General features: G+C 42.7%; 14 protein-coding genes. 1 reads left to right on the plus strand and 13 read right to left on the minus strand.

Going from position 1 to position 15,405, the window contains the following annotated elements:
- Window positions 1–173: 173 nt before the first annotated feature.
- Together IB67_RS10300 and IB67_RS10305 are read right to left on the minus strand one after the other, a co-directional pair.
- The gene (locus IB67_RS10300; RefSeq protein WP_178137730.1) at window positions 174–1,727 is read right to left on the minus strand and encodes a hypothetical protein; all 1,554 of its coding nucleotides are present in this window, start codon (window positions 1,725–1,727) and stop codon (window positions 174–176) included.
- Window positions 1,708–2,316: a BTB/POZ domain-containing protein gene (locus IB67_RS10305; RefSeq protein ID WP_072757312.1), complete on the minus strand. Its 609-nt coding sequence runs from the start codon at window positions 2,314–2,316 to the stop codon at window positions 1,708–1,710. Before IB67_RS10305 ends, IB67_RS10300 begins: the two co-directional genes overlap by 20 nt.
- Window positions 2,317–2,431: 115 nt before the next feature.
- On the opposite strand from IB67_RS10305, the gene IB67_RS10310 reads away from it, so the two are divergent.
- Window positions 2,432–3,310 (plus strand): Hsp33 family molecular chaperone HslO, encoded by an 879-nt coding sequence (locus tag IB67_RS10310; protein WP_072757313.1) that lies wholly within the window; start codon window positions 2,432–2,434, stop codon window positions 3,308–3,310.
- On the opposite strand, the gene IB67_RS10315 is transcribed toward IB67_RS10310, so the two are convergent.
- The 11 genes from IB67_RS10315 to IB67_RS10365 are packed head-to-tail and all read right to left on the minus strand — an operon-like array spanning window position 3,296 to window position 15,399.
- Complete coding sequence (locus tag IB67_RS10315; protein WP_245789408.1) at window positions 3,296–5,086, minus strand: polysaccharide biosynthesis protein; 1,791 nt, start codon at window positions 5,084–5,086, stop codon at window positions 3,296–3,298. The two genes, IB67_RS10310 and IB67_RS10315, sit on opposite strands and share 15 nt — an antisense overlap.
- Window positions 5,083–6,354, minus strand: a complete 1,272-nt coding sequence (murA, locus tag IB67_RS10320; RefSeq protein ID WP_072757315.1) for a UDP-N-acetylglucosamine 1-carboxyvinyltransferase — start codon at window positions 6,352–6,354, stop codon at window positions 5,083–5,085. Before murA ends, IB67_RS10315 begins: the two co-directional genes overlap by 4 nt.
- A 26-nt stretch (window positions 6,355–6,380) precedes the next feature.
- Window positions 6,381–6,962 carry a diguanylate cyclase domain-containing protein gene (locus IB67_RS10325; RefSeq protein ID WP_072757316.1) on the minus strand — a complete coding sequence of 194 codons (582 nt, stop codon included), beginning with the start codon at window positions 6,960–6,962 and terminating at the stop codon, window positions 6,381–6,383.
- A 12-nt stretch (window positions 6,963–6,974) separates the two neighbouring features.
- Window positions 6,975–7,610 carry a hypothetical protein gene (locus IB67_RS10330; protein WP_072757317.1) on the minus strand — a complete coding sequence of 212 codons (636 nt, stop codon included), beginning with the start codon at window positions 7,608–7,610 and terminating at the stop codon, window positions 6,975–6,977.
- Complete coding sequence (locus IB67_RS10335; protein ID WP_072757836.1) at window positions 7,607–8,620, minus strand: rod shape-determining protein; 1,014 nt, start codon at window positions 8,618–8,620, stop codon at window positions 7,607–7,609. The genes IB67_RS10330 and IB67_RS10335 overlap by 4 nt, the downstream gene beginning before the upstream one ends.
- On the minus strand, window positions 8,620–11,220 hold the full coding sequence (gene alaS / locus IB67_RS10340) for an alanine--tRNA ligase (RefSeq protein WP_143145230.1): 2,601 nt from the start codon (window positions 11,218–11,220) through the stop codon (window positions 8,620–8,622). The genes IB67_RS10335 and alaS overlap by 1 nt, the downstream gene beginning before the upstream one ends.
- A gap of 53 nt (window positions 11,221–11,273) precedes the next feature.
- Window positions 11,274–12,122 carry a phosphatidate cytidylyltransferase gene (locus IB67_RS10345; RefSeq protein ID WP_072757318.1) on the minus strand — a complete coding sequence of 283 codons (849 nt, stop codon included), beginning with the start codon at window positions 12,120–12,122 and terminating at the stop codon, window positions 11,274–11,276.
- Window positions 12,115–12,807 (minus strand): polyprenyl diphosphate synthase, encoded by a 693-nt coding sequence (gene uppS / locus IB67_RS10350; RefSeq protein WP_072757319.1) that lies wholly within the window; start codon window positions 12,805–12,807, stop codon window positions 12,115–12,117. The genes IB67_RS10345 and uppS overlap by 8 nt, the downstream gene beginning before the upstream one ends.
- The gene (gene frr, locus IB67_RS10355) at window positions 12,807–13,361 is read right to left on the minus strand and encodes a ribosome recycling factor (RefSeq protein ID WP_072757320.1); all 555 of its coding nucleotides are present in this window, start codon (window positions 13,359–13,361) and stop codon (window positions 12,807–12,809) included. Before frr ends, uppS begins: the two co-directional genes overlap by 1 nt.
- A 29-nt stretch (window positions 13,362–13,390) precedes the next feature.
- Window positions 13,391–14,374: a 2-C-methyl-D-erythritol 2,4-cyclodiphosphate synthase gene (locus tag IB67_RS10360; RefSeq protein WP_072757321.1), complete on the minus strand. Its 984-nt coding sequence runs from the start codon at window positions 14,372–14,374 to the stop codon at window positions 13,391–13,393.
- Between the two features lie 41 nt (window positions 14,375–14,415).
- Complete coding sequence (locus IB67_RS10365) at window positions 14,416–15,399, minus strand: DUF4899 domain-containing protein (protein ID WP_072757322.1); 984 nt, start codon at window positions 15,397–15,399, stop codon at window positions 14,416–14,418.
- Between the last annotated feature and the right edge of the window lie 6 nt (window positions 15,400–15,405).

Here is a 15,405-nt window from a genome sequence, read left to right on the forward strand (position 1 = left end):
ACTTTGGCCAGGGTCGAATTTCTTTAAAATTATACCACAAAAGTTTACCATTTGTAAAGTGTTTTTTCGAAAGGATTGAAAGTGGCTTAAATGTTACAATGTTACGAAAACAGATAAAAAACCGGGTAGTTTCACACCACCCGGTTGTTATCTAGATATTATTTTGTATTTCTTCAGAAATTATAGCTGACTTGTGCGGAGAGGAAGTATTTTTCAAAGTCGATTGTCTTGTACAAGAGCGTAATGTTTTTCCAATTCGCTTTCACGCTGAAAATGTTGTAAGTTCTTTCCCCAGCTTTTTCAGGAGTGGTTGCACCCGATTCTGAAACATTCCCAGCCCAGCTGTCCCAGAACCATTTCCATCTAATCGTACCGTTGTCGTCAACAAGGCCTTTTGTAAGCATGTTATACACAACTTCAAAGCTTAAATCCTGGATTTTTCCATTAAGCCCTGCGGAGAACATCTTCGCATCAGGTCCGTAGGTGAAACCGAGTGGGTAATCGAACATGAACCTGCCACCGAGATTGTTTTCAAGATCGAAGTGTCTTACGTTGATTCTGAGGTATGGCAAATAGTTCGTTACGTACATCCACTCTCCTATTTCATCGTACTCAGCCCAAATGGAAAATTCACCGAAATCGTATTGAGCACCTATGTTGTAAGATGAAGCACCGGGTTTGTAACCGGAGCCAGTTTCGGTAGGACCCACGACGTCATCTAAAACGTATTCTCCGTAAATTTTCAGTGAGTTCCACAAAATCGAAAAGTCCAAGCTCCCTGTCACGTTCCTGTAACCTTCGCCGTATGTGTTGTGGAAGATAAGTATTGGATTTATATCTATCAGATCAAGATGCTTTCCACCTACAACGTTTAGTTCACCCAGACCAAATCGTGTTTTCACATCTCCAACATTGCCGTAAAAATCAAACCTGTGTGCGATTATGTACTTCGACGGTTCGTAGAAATATCTTCCAGATGTGTGCTGGTCTGAGTAGTTCCTCTGAATATCATATTCTTGGTTCGAAAGGAGCGGATAAGAGGCTATAGCGTGGAACGTATAAATCATCGTTGGGAATTTGATCGTGAATGTCAAGTTGTCCTGATATGTCGTCGGTGAGATGTGGACAGGATATTTCGCATCTCCCCATTTGAGCGGGAATCTTCCGATTGAAAGGTAGAGATTATCGTTCGAGTAATAAATGTAACCCATTCGTGGAAAGTTCAGATCAACCGAGAGCTTTGAGATGTCGAGTGGATTTAGTGGATTGAACGGTACATTTGTGTGGTCTGATAGGGTAACGAGCTTGTTTGTGTATTCCTTTTCGAACGGCAGTTCGAGATACAGTGCGAAATCTCCAACTTTGTAGTCCAAAATTATGTTTATGAACGGTGGAATATCTTCTGATAAGTAGAACACGTTCTCAGCTGGATTGGCAGGAACACCCCACCAACCAGAGTACTTTGTCACAATCGAGCTCGACCAGTCGGCTGTGTAGAGTGCGAAGTTGATTTCAGTCTTTACGATTTCTTTTGTGCTTTGTTGGTTATCTAGATTTAGCCAATTGGCAGGAACAGGAAGTGAGCCGTAAGATGTTCCAATATTAGTATCGTAGATTAGATTTGCAAGAGATGTTTGAAAGAACAATAAAATTAACAAAAAAGCTGTGCACTTTTTAGTGCACAGTTTTATTCTTTGATTTGTCATTTTACAATCTTCTAAATGCATCGAGAACCGCCTCCGCAACTGCGCGTTCGTAATTTCCTTCAATTACAGCTGTACCTATAATGCCTTCTTCAATGTTGTTGTACTGTTTAGTGATGTGGACAAGTATGTATTTTTTGCCAACGAAGTACACTTCGGCGACATCGTCAAACGAGAGTGCAAAGTCATGGATTTCAGAAAGCGCATTTAAGACAGCATTGCCTATAATCCTCGGGATGTTGCGAGATGTCTTTGGACCTGAGAATTCGCCGTAGAATTCTTCTTCGCCATGTTCTATGGTCACGTTTACCCGTATGTTTCGCTCGTCTATGTTTTCTATTTTTAAGTTTGCTATCTGGTACGGTAGGATTTTTTGGGTCTTGACATCTGCTTCAACTTGTGCGATCGATATGATCTTTCTATCAAGTCTTATGCCCGTACTTGCAAGGACAACTGTCTCAATGTCTCTGACGAGCTGTTTGGGACTCTTGTCGCTTGTTGTGATGACGTGAATTTCATGGAGTGTCGAGTTGTCTCCCACAACTTTGACAGCCTTCACGCCAGGCACTTTCGATATCAGCTCTTCTACTTTTATGGCATCTAAGGTAGGCATACAATCCCCCCATTTTCACCCTTTACCATGTTAATTATACCACAATTTCCTTAGTGCAATACTAATGGTATAATTTTATGAAAATGATTGAAAAATATTTCAGGGAGGTAGTCGTATGGGGAAACTAATCCACGGGACAGCTTACAGCGGAATGCTAAGGTTTTCATTGATAGATTCTAAGGATATTGTCCAAACGTCTAAAGAGAAGCACGGCCTTTCCTATCTGCCGACCGTTGTTCTCGGACGGTTCATAACAGCATCAGGTCTGGTCGTGCCTTGGCTCGGTGAACGCGAGTCGATTACTTTTGTGTTGTCAGGAGATGGACCTGCGGGCAATGTTGTCGCACAATCGAATGCCGCAGGTCATGTGAGAGGATATATATCAAACACGAATTTTGAGTTGCAGCCGAATGAGATTGGTAAGTTCGATGTTAGACAAGCTGTTGGAAATGGCGAATTAACAGTTGTGCGAGATGTTGGGTTGAAGACACCGTACGTTTCAAAAGTACCAATAATCTCTGGCGAGATCGCAGAGGATGTGGCGTATTACTATACAAAATCTGAACAGATCCCTTCAGCATTTGCACTCGGTGTGCTGATGGACGCTTCCGGTGTCGTTCACGCAGGTGGGCTCGCGATACAGATATTGGACAGAAATCTACCGGAAGATGTAATTTCAGGTATAGAGAAAAGGTTGAATGGGTTTTCAATCAGTCATGAGCTTGAAAAGGCGAGTTTGGAAGATATAGCGAGATATGTTATAGGCGACGAAGGGCTACTCTTCGAAGAGAAAAACGTTGTGTTTAAGTGCTCGTGCAGTAGGGAGAAGGCCTACGAAGCGCTCAAGTTATTCGAGTTAGGTGATTTGTATGAGTTGTTAGCCGAAGGTAGAGCAGAGATCACGTGTAAGTGGTGCTCTGAAAGGTACGAGTTTGGATCAGATGACATTAAGGATGCAATCGAGCTGAAAAAATCAATATCAAAACAGGAGTGATTTTATTAGTTCAAGCGCTGAGTGCTCTTCTCCCTGGGTCCAAAGCTCCATCGCTCGATTGACCATTTCTTCTATTTCTGCATCTTTCACTTTCAGGTTATTGTATCTCACCCTCGAAATCTTTGGGTGATGTGTAGGTTCCGGAGTTTCATAGTCGTAAAATAGTTCTTCTTCAAGCTTTTCACCGGGCACGGCTCCTGTGTAGGTAATTTGTATGTCCGGCTTGCCCATGAGTTTTGCGAGGGTTTTCGCGACGTTCTCCACTGGTATTTGTTCTCCCATGTCGAGTACGTAGAGTTCTTTTTTATTCGCGTATGCCCCCGCCTGGATGACGAGTGAGACCGCTTCCGGAATACTCATCCAGTAGCGTTTCATCTTTGGATCAGTGATCGTGATAGGCCCACCTTTTTCGATCTGTTTTTTGAATTTCCAAAGGACACTGCCGCGACTACCAATCACGTTACCAAATCTGACAATTGAAAATCGTGTTGGACAGTCATTACTGATTGATAGAAGGTAGAGCTCTGCAATTCTCTTGCTCAAGCCCATATAGGATGTTGGGTTGACAGCTTTGTCAGTTGATATGAACACTAGTCGCTCTACACCGTATTTGCAAGAGAGCTTGGCTAGATTTATAGTTCCGATTACGTTCACTCTAAGCGCTTCATAGAGGTTATTTTGCATGAAGAAGACGTGCTTGTGCGCGGCGGCATGGAAGATTATTTCCGGATGGTTGGTTGATATAATGTGCTCGACGAATTTCGAGTCGGTCACATCTGCGATTATCGGGATGATTTCTACATTTTGGTTTCTTTCCCTCAGTTCGTTGTATATTTCATATATGCTGTTTTCGCCCCTGCCAAGTATGAGTAGTCTTTTCGGTGCAAAGTTTATAACTTGCCTTGCAATTTCTGAACCGATGCTCCCGCCTGCGCCGGTTATAAGCACAACTTTTCCGGAGATGTAGTCGCTTATCGATGACAAGTCAACTTTCACAGGCTCTCTACCGATGATGTCTTGTATCGATAGTTCTCTCAAATCTTCTATCGTTGGTTCTCTTGTCAAAAATTCCGAGATCGAAGGGAATGTCTTGACCTTCACCCTGCTCGTATCTACTTTTTCAGAGATCCGCGCAAGGACTTCTTTTGAAGCGGAAGGAATAGCTATCAGTATTTCATCAAGTTCAAGTTCAGCAATGTATTTGTCGAGCTCATCTATTCTACCGACAACTTGCACGTTCGCTATGGTCTTGTTTATCTTAGCTGGGTCATCGTCGAAGAACACAACAACGTTGCCGTAATTCGTTCTTTTGATTTCGTTGAGTAAAATAACTCCAGCATCGCCGGCTCCGACGATTCCTATTCTTTTGCCTGAAGATTTTCTGATGCTTAAAAGGTATTGGTACATCGTTCTTGCACTGAAGAGTAAAAAGTAACTACCGAGGAACGTGAGCATTCCAACAGACCTCGGCAGTACTGCGATTCTTGTAAAATGCAAAAACAGTATCGTCGATGCGTAGCCTATGAATAAGCCACGAAGAAGTTTAAGAAATTCGATAGGCTGTGCGTAGCGCCAAACAATTTTGTATGTGCCGTTTAGTAGGTTCGCCACGGCTGTTATGCCAATTAGCACAAAAACACCGGCTGCGTATTTTCGCATCTCTTGAAAATCCCATCCGAACCTCACAAAGAGGGCGGTAACACCAGAAAGGATTAAGAGAAGAGTGTCTATCAGAAAGAGCCAGGAATTTCTTCCTAAAGTGAGTTTATATTTCAAATCTCTGGGACACCTCCGGGGACGTATCTTAGTTTACCTCCGATTTTGCTGAATTTTTCAACAACATGCTCGTATCCTCTGAATATGTGTTCTACTTGTGTTACCTCTGTTGTCCCCTCTGCTGCCAAGCCTGCAATGACAAGGGCGGCAGTTGCCCTTAAGTCAGTACCCATTACTGTTGTGCCTTCGAGCTTCTCAACACCGTTAATGAATACCGTGTTCTCCATTATCTTCATGTCAGCACCCATTCTAACAAGTTCCCCAACATGCGCGAAGCGAGTTTTGAATACGTTCTCCGTAACTGTGCTCGTACCTTGTGCCAAAGCAAGATAAACAATTATCTGTGGCTGTAAATCTGTTGGGAAGCCGGGATAAGGCAGGACGTTTATGTCGCACGATTTCCATCTGTGCCAGGATTTCAGCTCTACAAAATTTGAGCCCTTCTTAACAATAGCACCCGTTCGTTCAAGTACGAACCAGAGTGCGTCGAGGTGTGATGGTTCAACGTCTGTTATCACACCTTCGCCACCTGTCGCAAGGAAGGCGATAGCGTACGTTCCCGCTTCTATCCTATCTGGAATCACTGTGTGCTCACATCCGTGGAGTTTGCGAACACCTTCCACAACTATCCTGCTCGTGCCTGCACCAGTTACCTTCGCACCCATTTTATTTAATAAATCTTGCAGATCGTTTATTTCGGGTTCCATTGCAGCGTTCTCGATTATCGTAATTCCAGGCAGTAGTGCAGCTGTGCTCATCACGTGTTCTGTTGCCCCTACGCTCGGGAATGGTAGATAAACGGTCACTTCCTCAGGTTTTGTTCCTCGTTTTGCCAATATTTCGCCATGATCGTACGTTACGTCGAACCCAATTCGTTTTAGACCCTCGATGTGGAAATCTACCGGGCGAACACCAATCGCACAACCACCGGGAAGCGGTGTGCTTGCTTCACCCATCATTACAGCGATTGGACCAAGCACGTTAAAAGATGCGCGCATCTTGCGCACAAGGTCATATGAAACGTGGGTGTGCAGTATAGGACCTGAGATTCTGATAGTGTTAGTATCCTTTTCAAAGATTACTTTTTTGCCAACCGTTCTGAGTATATCTACCATCGTCTCTATGTCAGCAAGGACTGGAACTTTATGGAGAACTACTTCTTCTTCCGTCAATAACGTGGCAGCCAAAAGTGGCAATGCGGAATTCTTAGCCCCAGATATCTTAACTTCACCACTAAGAACGGATTTTTCGGTGATTATCGAACCCATCGTCTTTTTTTCTCCTCTCCGAAAATCTATTCAACTGTTCTGACCAGTTCTTCAAGATTAGTCGAGTCGTCTGGATAGCTTGCAAATTTTATTGTTACATCGATATTATGTAGCGCCATAGCGTTTTCGATTCTTTCTCTAACCTTTTCAGCTTGTTCTTTTGTTATTTCTGTGAGCAATACCATGAACTGGTTTTCCGCGTACCTTCCAACGCTGTCAAGTGGCACCCTGACAAGCTCCTTGAGTAATTTCCCTATTCTCAAGAGAGTGTGTTCTTTCTCCATCTGGTCCATTTTCTCAAAGTTGTTGATGGTTATCGTCACGAGGGCATATCCGAAGTTCTCTTCAAATGCTTTCTGGTGATAATACGAGATGAGTTTTAAAAGGTGCTCCTGCGAGTACACCCTTGTAAGTGGGTCTATCATTCGTTTTGTTCCGACGTCTTTAATGAAATCGTCGAAAACTTCGAACTGTTTTTTCATAATCGAGGAATACTCATTCAAAAGTATCTCAAGTTCTGACTCCCGCATTTTTAATCTCGTCACTTCATCTTCGAGCTCCATGACTTTTCTGAGAAGTTCTTCTCTGCTTAATTCTTCGTAACCCATCTTCAGTCCCCCTCACTTTTGAGGATTTTCCTCACTACCTGTGTAATCTTCCAGCAAGATTACTTTACTTCTTATTTTTGGTATATTTATTAAAAATTCGCCCTCCTTGAATACACCTAAGTTGATCCCACGTTCTTTGAGCAACTTTCCGTATGGCATATATTCGGAAAGATAAACCATGCCTGAAAGTTTATCGACATCGATTGTTGGGTCTGGTATCGTTATTCTGTATTTCTTGTAATACCCAACTACGCTGAGGTCCGTCGCTGATATTGTGACAGGGAACTCGCTCTCCCACCATTTCGTCACATACCCAACTTGTCCCGTCTTTTCAACAAAGCCTATCAACTTGCCTTCCTCGTTGATTATTATACCTCTTTTTTTCAAATTGCGAACGTACAGCCCTCTGAGTTCCACGCTTAACACATCTAATAACTCTGGCTTTTTATTTTCAAATATCGTTATGTATTGAACTGTTACGTTTTTTTCAAAATAGTTTTCGAGACTTGTCTTCGCGATATAAAGCGGATATGCTGCATTTGAAAATACTGAATGTAGCAATTTTGCTATTCCGTTGTCTGTAAAAACATCAAGAAAGAATATTGTAAGAATAATTATGAACGTTAACGTCAGTTGATTAATCTTCATTCTGCAGTTTTCAACCTCGCCAGTATGTCGATTTTGTCAAGCACCATTCCGGCACCTTTCGCAACGCACGTCATCGGGTCTTCAGCCTGGTAAACTTTGATTCCTGTTTCTTTGGACAACAGATCTGTTATGCCTCTTAAAAGTGAGCCACCACCAGCTACAACGATTCCTCTTTCCGTTATGTCCGCAACGAGTTCTGGAGGCGTATTTTCAAGCGTAACTTTCGCAGTCTCAACTATCTGCATCGCTGTCGGTCTTATCGCTTCACGTATTTCACCACCAGTGAGTATGAGGCGCTTTGGAAGTCCACTTGAAAGTTCTATTCCAACAACTTCCGTTTGGAGTTCATCAAATTCTTTTAGTGGATAGACATTACCTATTTCTATCTTAACGCGCTCTGCTGTCCTCACTCCAATCGAAACTCTGTATATCTCCCTGACGTACTGTATTATCGCTTCGTCGAATTCGTCGCCCGCAATCCTTGTTGAGGTTGACGTGACTATTGAGCCGAGCGATATGACGGCTGCTTCTGTTGTTCCACCACCTATGTCTATAACCATGTTTCCCTGAGGTTCTTCAACCGGTAAACCCGCACCAAGTGCTGTTGCCATCGGCTCTTCTATCAAAAACACCTTCTTCGCGCCGGCTTCTTTTCCAGCAGTAAGCAATGCTCTGCTTTCAACTTCCGTAACGCCGACTGGAACGCCGATGACTACCCTTGGTCTGAAGAAAGAGAATTTTTCCTGTGCTTTGTTTATGAAGTACGTAAGCATCGCAAGTGCAACGTCGTAATCTGCGATAACTCCGTCTTTTAACGGCCTTATCGCTTGTATGTAACTCGGCGTTTTTCCAAGCATCTTCTTAGCTTCGACGCCAACTTTTATTATCTCATTCGTTTCTACGTTGATCGATATGACGGAAGGTTCGTTTATTACAATCCCCTTCCCCCTTACGTACACGAGCGTGTTCGCCGTGCCAAGGTCTATTCCGAGATCAGACCTGCCAAACATCATTGCACTTCCCTTCTGATTATTTTTTCAAACAATTCAAGTGCTTCAGGTATCTTTTCCTGCAACTTTCCGCCTGCTTGTGCAAATGTTGGACTTCCACCACCACCGCCGCCAAGGACCTTTGCAACAGCTTTGGCTATGTTACCTGCGTTGTATGTGCTTGTCAGTTCTTTTGGTACTTTGATTGTGAAGACGATTTTTCCTTCAAGTTTGGATATGAGCAGGACGATACCCTTTATCCTTTCAGAGACATCGTCAGTCAGGTCTTTCAGCACTTCAGGCTCGACGGAATCAAAGACAAACGATAGGTAATTGATTCCTTCGAAGCTCTTTGAACTGCTGGCTATCGTTTCCGGGTTTATGAGCTTTATTTTGAGGCTTGCAAGTTCCTTTTCGAGAGCTTTCTTTTCTTCTATTATCTTTTCGACTTTTACACTTATTTCGCTCATCGGCACTTCAAGGCGTTCTTTCAAGCTTTCCAAAATCGATTCGCGATTTCTCAAGTATTCGAGCGAGTTCATTCCAGTTATCGCTTCTATTCTCCTCACACCGGCACTAACCGCACTTTCGGAAATTATTTTGAAAAGTCCAATCTCTCCCGTGTTTCTAACGTGCGTACCTCCGCAGAGCTCTTCGCTGAAGTCTGCCACTTTTACGACCCTGACGAAATCTCCGTATTTTTCTTCGAAGAGAGCCATCGCACCTTCTTTAACCGCTTCGTCGTAGCTCTTCACTTCAGTGACAACCGGAATGGCTTGCAGAATTACTTCGTTTACCATATCTTCTATTTGTTTGATTTCTTCTTTTGTCAGTGCCTGGTAGTGAGTAAAGTCGAATCTCAATCTTTCCGGTTCAACAAGAGAACCTGCTTGGCGCACGTGTGTTCCCAATACCTTCCTAAGTGCTGCGTGCAACAAGTGGGTTGCAGTGTGGTTTCGCATTGTCCATCTTCTTTTTTCATCAACAGCGGAAAGTATCTTTTCTCCTACCTTTATCTTACCATACAGTTTACCTTTGTGGACAATTATACCCTCAACTGGATTGTACACGTATTCAACTTCAAATCTTCCGTTTGACCAATTTATAGTGCCCCTGTCTGCAACTTGTCCACCTTTTTCTGCGTAGAATGGTGTTATGTCAAGAACTAACTCACATTCCATGCCTTCTGTTTCGAGTTCTTCGACAAATTCGTTGTCCTTCTTGATCTTCAGGACAGTGCTTTCAGACTCCATCGTGTCGTATCCGACGAATACTGTTTCTAAATCAAGCGTTTCGTACCCCGTTTTTTGAGCAAATTCCACTTCGCCCTGGGCTTTTCTTGACCTTTCGCGTTGCTGCTGTAAGTATTTCTCAAACCCTGCCTCGTCGAGCTCGTAGTTGTTCTCCTGTGCGATGTCTCTGAGTATATCTATTGGAAAGCCGTATGTGTCGTAGAGCTTAAACGCGTCCTCAGCTGAAATCTTTCCGCTTGCAGAGACTATTTTCTGCACTAATTCAAGACCTCTCGAAAGGTTTGTAATGAACTTCTGCTCTTCCGCCTTAATGATCGTTTCTACAAAGCTCTGCTTCTCAACAATCTCAGGATAGACGTGCCCCATCTTTTTCACTACGCTGTCGACTATTTTGTAAAGGAATGGCTCTTTTGCACCGAGAAGTGCGCCGTGCCTGAGCGCTCTTCTAAGCACCCTTCTAAGTACGTAACCTCTTCCTTCGTTTGAAGGAAGCACTCCGTCTCCTATCATGAACGTGACTGCTCTGACATGGTCGGCGATAACCCTTATCGATACGTCTTTTTTCGGATCTTCTTTGTATTTTACGTTTAGCACGTTTTGGATGGTGTCAATTATAGGCTTGAAGAGGTCAGTATCGAAGTTCCACAGTACGCCCTGCATCATTGCGCTGATACGTTCAAGTCCAGCGCCGGTGTCTATGTTCTTTCTCGGTAACGGATGTAATTTGCCCTCTTCGTCTTGGTAAAATTCGGTAAAGACGAGGTTCCAAATTTCAATGAATCTGCCATCGGTGTTTCCCGGATTCGGTGTTCCGCCATCTTTCACGGGAACTTCTATACCTGTGTCATAGTGTATCTCAGAGCAAGGACCACAAGGACCGGTTGGACCAGCAGGTCCCCAGAAGTTGTCTTCTTTACCCATCCTAATTATTTTGTATTCCGGCACACCTATGCTCTTCCAGATTTCGAACGATTCGTCATCGTATTCGTATATGGTAACCCACAATTTTTCTTCCGGCATTTCAAGGACTTTAGTGACGAATTCCCAAGCCCATGCGATAGCTTCTTTTTTGAAGTAATCACCAAATGAGAAGTTTCCAAGCATCTCAAAGAACGTGTGGTGCCTCGGTGTGCGCCCAACGTTCTCTATGTCGTTAGTCCTAACACATTTCTGGCATGTTGTGACTCTCGGATATATCGGGTCGACTTTTCCCCAAAATATAGGTTTGAACGGTACCATACCTGCAACTGTGAACATGAGCTGCGGGTCGTCTGGAATGAGCGAAGCACTCGGGAGTCTCTTATGGCCTTTGGTTTCAAAAAATTTCAGATACGCTTCTCTAATCTCATCGCTAGTCATGTATTTCACAAAACTACACCTCCGCAATTATCTTGTATTATCATTTTCACTCGTCTTAGATTTTAGTAAAAAAACTTAAATAAGATATAGAGAATTGGTGTCATGAAGAGTAATCCATCGATTCTGTCGAGCATTCCGCCGTGTCCTGGCATCAGGTTGCCCATGTGCTTGACATTGTAGTGGCGTTTTATGGACGATTCGAATATGTCACCAAATGTATCCATAATGCCCGTTGTGATTGCAATTACGACAGCAAAAATCGGAGTTATGTGCATGTTCGATTTGAAGAGGCTGTTAGCAACGAATTGGTAAATCAGTATGTAAACAAACGTTCCGAAGATTCCTCCGTAGAATCCTTCCCAGCTTTTGTTTGGGCTATAGTAACTTCCGAATTTGTGCTTTCCCATAGTCATGCCAAACGCGTAAGCAAAACTATCGTATGTCCAAGAAAGCGTTAGCGTAAGCAGTGCTATAGCAGCTCCATATACATCGTACAGCGGGATAAAAAACGAAAGCAAAAAGCTTATGTATACAAGCGCCACTGAGTAAGCAAAATAAACTTCGGTTATTATCTCCCTATCTCTAACTTTGCTGAGTGCAACGATTATTCCTACCATGAATATAACGGAAAGTAATTCCATCGGGTATTTTCTAAAAGCTACGCCGTAGAGTATAGGATACGTTGTAACGATAGCAGAGTACGTTATCGCGAGCCAGCTGTTTATTCTTTTGATAGTCGTAAAAAAGAATTCACTCGAGCTTATTAAGACAATCGCAGCGACGAGTCCAACTAAGCTCTGGTACGAGACAAAGCAAAATACGACAAACGGTGCAACTATTAGAGCACTTATAATTCTTTGAATAGTCTCTTTCTTTAAAGAGCTGTTTTTCTTGCTCTCCACTTTACCCATTCCCCCTGATACCCCCAAATCTGCGTTCGCGCTTTCTGTAGGATTCTATGGCCCTGTCAAGCTCTTCTTCGCTAAATTCAGGCCAAAGCAAATTGGAAAAGTATAGCTCACTGTAGGCAATCTGCCAGATTAAGAAGTTGCTTATCCTCATTTCACCCGAAGTGCGCACAACAAGGTCCGGGTCTGGAACATCCGGTGCGTAGAGGTAGTTTTTGAAATTTTCTTCGCTGATTTCAGCTTTTTCTTCGAATATCTTTTTCACAGCATCGACTATCTCAGTCCTGCCGCCGTAGTTCAACGCCATGATTACTTGTATTTTTGTGTTATCTTTTGTCTTTTCTTCATACTCAATGCACTTTTCTCTAACGATGTCCGGAAGTCCGTCGAGCCGTCCAATGAATCTGAGCCTCACGTTTTCTTTCGACATGCGCTCGTAAAACTCACCTATTTTTTCAACAAGAAGTCCTAAGATGAATTCAACTTCTTTCGGCGGGCGTTTCCAATTCTCCGTTGAAAATGCATAAAACGTGGTGTATTTTACACCACGTGCTGCACACCATCTAACAACTTCTTCTATTTTGTAAGCTCCCACGTAATGGCCGTAGGTTCTCGGTTTGCCCTGTTTCTGCGCCCAACGGCCATTACCGTCCATTATGAACGCTATATGGGTTAATGGCTTGTCCATCAGAATTCCATAATCTCCTTTTCTTTCTTTTCAAAGAGTTTATCGAGCTCGGCTATGTATCTATCAGTCAAATTCTGAATCTCTTTTTCTAATCTTTTTTCATCATCTTCCGATATCTTTCCATCCTTTTTGTCGTCTTTCACATCTTTTAGTACATCACGTCTTATGTTCCTTATCGCTATCTTGCCCTCTTCTACTATTTCTTTTGCCTTCTTTACCCACTTTTGTCTCTGTTCGGTTGTTGGTGTTGGGAAGTTGATTCTCACAACCGTTCCATCGTTTACAGGTGTCAATCCGAGGTCGCTTGCAAGTATCGCTTTTTCAATGGCAGACAACAGGTTTCTCTCCCAAGGTTTAACTATGAGTTGGCGTTCTTCTGCCGTTACTTGGGCAACCTGGAGAACAGGCGTTGGTACTCCGTAGTAGTCTATTTTTATTTCTTCAAGAACTGCAGGCGTTGCCCTTCCAGTTCTTAAATGCTTTAGCTCTTCTGCGATTTTTTCGACGGATTTTTTCATCTTCTCTTCAGTTGACTTTATGTAGCTATTTACCATCTCCCACACCTCCATCGTTTTTGCAATTTTTATGATATCTTATCCACATTGCTCACGCAGATCGCAGTTATTCCTTTCATCTGCGATTCAGGGTATACGTCGTTTCCGCTCTTGAACTTCACAGACACAGGACATCGGAGTATATCTTCAAGTTTTTGAGATATATCCTTTCTGTAGTTTTTCAGTCTTATCGGTGAAATTATAACACAATCCACTGAAGATGGAAAGAATCCGCTTTTGTTAATCGTTCTTACAACTATATCGAGCATCTCTATACTGCTGCGTCCCCTGTTCTCGTCATTTTCTGGGAATATAGACCCGATGTCGCTTTTCAGCGTTACTCCAACAAGACTGTCTATTATGGCGTGAGAGAGAACATCGGCATCGGAATGCCCTTGGAGTCCCAAGTTCGAGTCTATTTCAACACCGCCGATGATGAGTTTCCTCCCCTCAACGAGTGGATGTGTGTCCCAGCCGATTCCACCCATATTTTCGTAGTCACAGAATTTTGAAAATCGCCTCAGTTTCGGGTGCACCGGTCTTTCTTCTGTAAAATTAAAACGAGCGAAGATATCGCTATCCAACGCATCGACTATTATTTTTCTGTAACGGCTTGATTTAATGTACTTATAAAGTAGCCACTCTTTTAATTCCCCCGCTAACGAAACTATGTACAGATCATCTATAGCAAAATCCATCAGCAGTCTTTGGATGATGTAGATCATCTTCGATCCAACTGGAACAATTTTGAAACCAAGAACGTTAAACCAGCGCTGGTATCCGTGTCGAAATTCAGCTTTTGTGGCATATAGAAGAACCCCTTTGACGTCACCATCACTCTCCAACACGATGCAGTTGCGCTTAATAAAAGGTGGTACATCCATGTCAAATGCCTTCTTTATATATTTCTGAGCATTCGAACCAAAAAGTTCATCGTAGAATTCTTTCTTTTCTTCGTAGACGAGGCTTACAACTTGTTTTATGTTATTTTCATTCAGCTGTGTTTTCCTCAATGTCTTCCACCCCGTAGTTCAAGTTATTTTTGCGCTGAACTTTATTTCATAAACAAGTATATGATTATCAGCAGTGCTCCAGTAACGAGGAGTGTGGTCATGAAAGATATTAGAAGCTCCGAACCGGTTGTTGGTGGTATCTCAACTTTTATAGACCTTGGAACCTTTTCAATATGCTCTTTTTGTTCAGTCTGCTGCCTTCTCTTTTTGATAAAATAAGTTTCATCACTGAGAATCTTAAGTGCTGGACTGATAAGAGCTTTAGCAATTAATCCTTCTGAAAGTTCCACTTTTACTAAGTAAAGGCTCCCGCCGCCTACTCTCACAAGTTCTTTGCTAAGAAGCGTTGCTTCAATTGAAAATTTGTCAGAATCGAAGTTTGGATAGAGCTCCCTCAGCTTTTTTTCGTATTTTCCGGGGTTTAAAATGACGACAGGAATTTTATCACCTATGTCAAACTGGACAATTGAAGTTCCGTTAATTGGGTCTATTACGGGAAATGCTTCTGGCAGATCCACTACATCCGCTCTTGTGTAAACCTTTACAACATTTTCATCAGAAAAATCTTCCTGCATGCTGAGAAACGTGTATGCAGAATATTCTTCAAGAAACATACCTTGAGCCCGTACGTCAACTTCCATCTTCGGGCTCCATTCTTCGAGCAGATCAGATATTATGACCTTCATAACTTCTGTATCCGACTCCTTCACGGCAGTCGAGAACTCAATACCAAGTGGAATTTTCCCCCTCCTGTTCAGCATGTTGTTAAGGTACGCTAAGAATGCGATAGTTACATCGTGCCCACCCGGTATTGCTTTTATCTCTTGTTTGGCTTTTTCGAGCTTTTCCTTAAATTCTCTAAGGTCTTCATTCAGTGTGATGCTGTCGATTATATTTGAATAACGCAAAGGAACAACCAAGAAATCAAAATCGGGTGCGCTGTTCGTTTTTCCAAAAAAATATCCAACTATGTCTTCTGCTGTTCCTTTACTTCGAGCACGAACTTTTATAAAATAAAGATCCACCTACTA

It is taken from the genome of Fervidobacterium riparium (genome assembly GCF_025370035.1).
Taxonomy (GTDB): domain Bacteria; phylum Thermotogota; class Thermotogae; order Thermotogales; family Fervidobacteriaceae; genus Fervidobacterium; species Fervidobacterium gondwanense.

What these genes read in the sequence shown, in the direction of transcription:
- IB67_RS10310 (WP_072757313.1), top strand. Translation starts at nt 2,432, where the DNA reads ATGGGGAAACTAATCCACGGGACAGCTTACAGCGGAATGCTAAGGTTT.
- IB67_RS10300 (WP_178137730.1), bottom strand. Translation starts at nt 1,727, where the DNA reads ATGCATTTAGAAGATTGTAAAATGACAAATCAAAGAATAAAACTGTGC.
- IB67_RS10325 (WP_072757316.1), bottom strand. Translation starts at nt 6,962, where the DNA reads ATGGGTTACGAAGAATTAAGCAGAGAAGAACTTCTCAGAAAAGTCATG.
- murA (WP_072757315.1), bottom strand. Translation starts at nt 6,354, where the DNA reads ATGGGTTCGATAATCACCGAAAAATCCGTTCTTAGTGGTGAAGTTAAG.
- IB67_RS10345 (WP_072757318.1), bottom strand. Translation starts at nt 12,122, where the DNA reads ATGGGTAAAGTGGAGAGCAAGAAAAACAGCTCTTTAAAGAAAGAGACT.
- IB67_RS10335 (WP_072757836.1), bottom strand. Translation starts at nt 8,620, where the DNA reads ATGTTTGGCAGGTCTGATCTCGGAATAGACCTTGGCACGGCGAACACG.
- IB67_RS10305 (WP_072757312.1), bottom strand. Translation starts at nt 2,316, where the DNA reads ATGCCTACCTTAGATGCCATAAAAGTAGAAGAGCTGATATCGAAAGTG.
- IB67_RS10330 (WP_072757317.1), bottom strand. Translation starts at nt 7,610, where the DNA reads ATGAAGATTAATCAACTGACGTTAACGTTCATAATTATTCTTACAATA.
- frr (WP_072757320.1), bottom strand. Translation starts at nt 13,361, where the DNA reads ATGGTAAATAGCTACATAAAGTCAACTGAAGAGAAGATGAAAAAATCC.
- uppS (WP_072757319.1), bottom strand. Translation starts at nt 12,807, where the DNA reads ATGGACAAGCCATTAACCCATATAGCGTTCATAATGGACGGTAATGGC.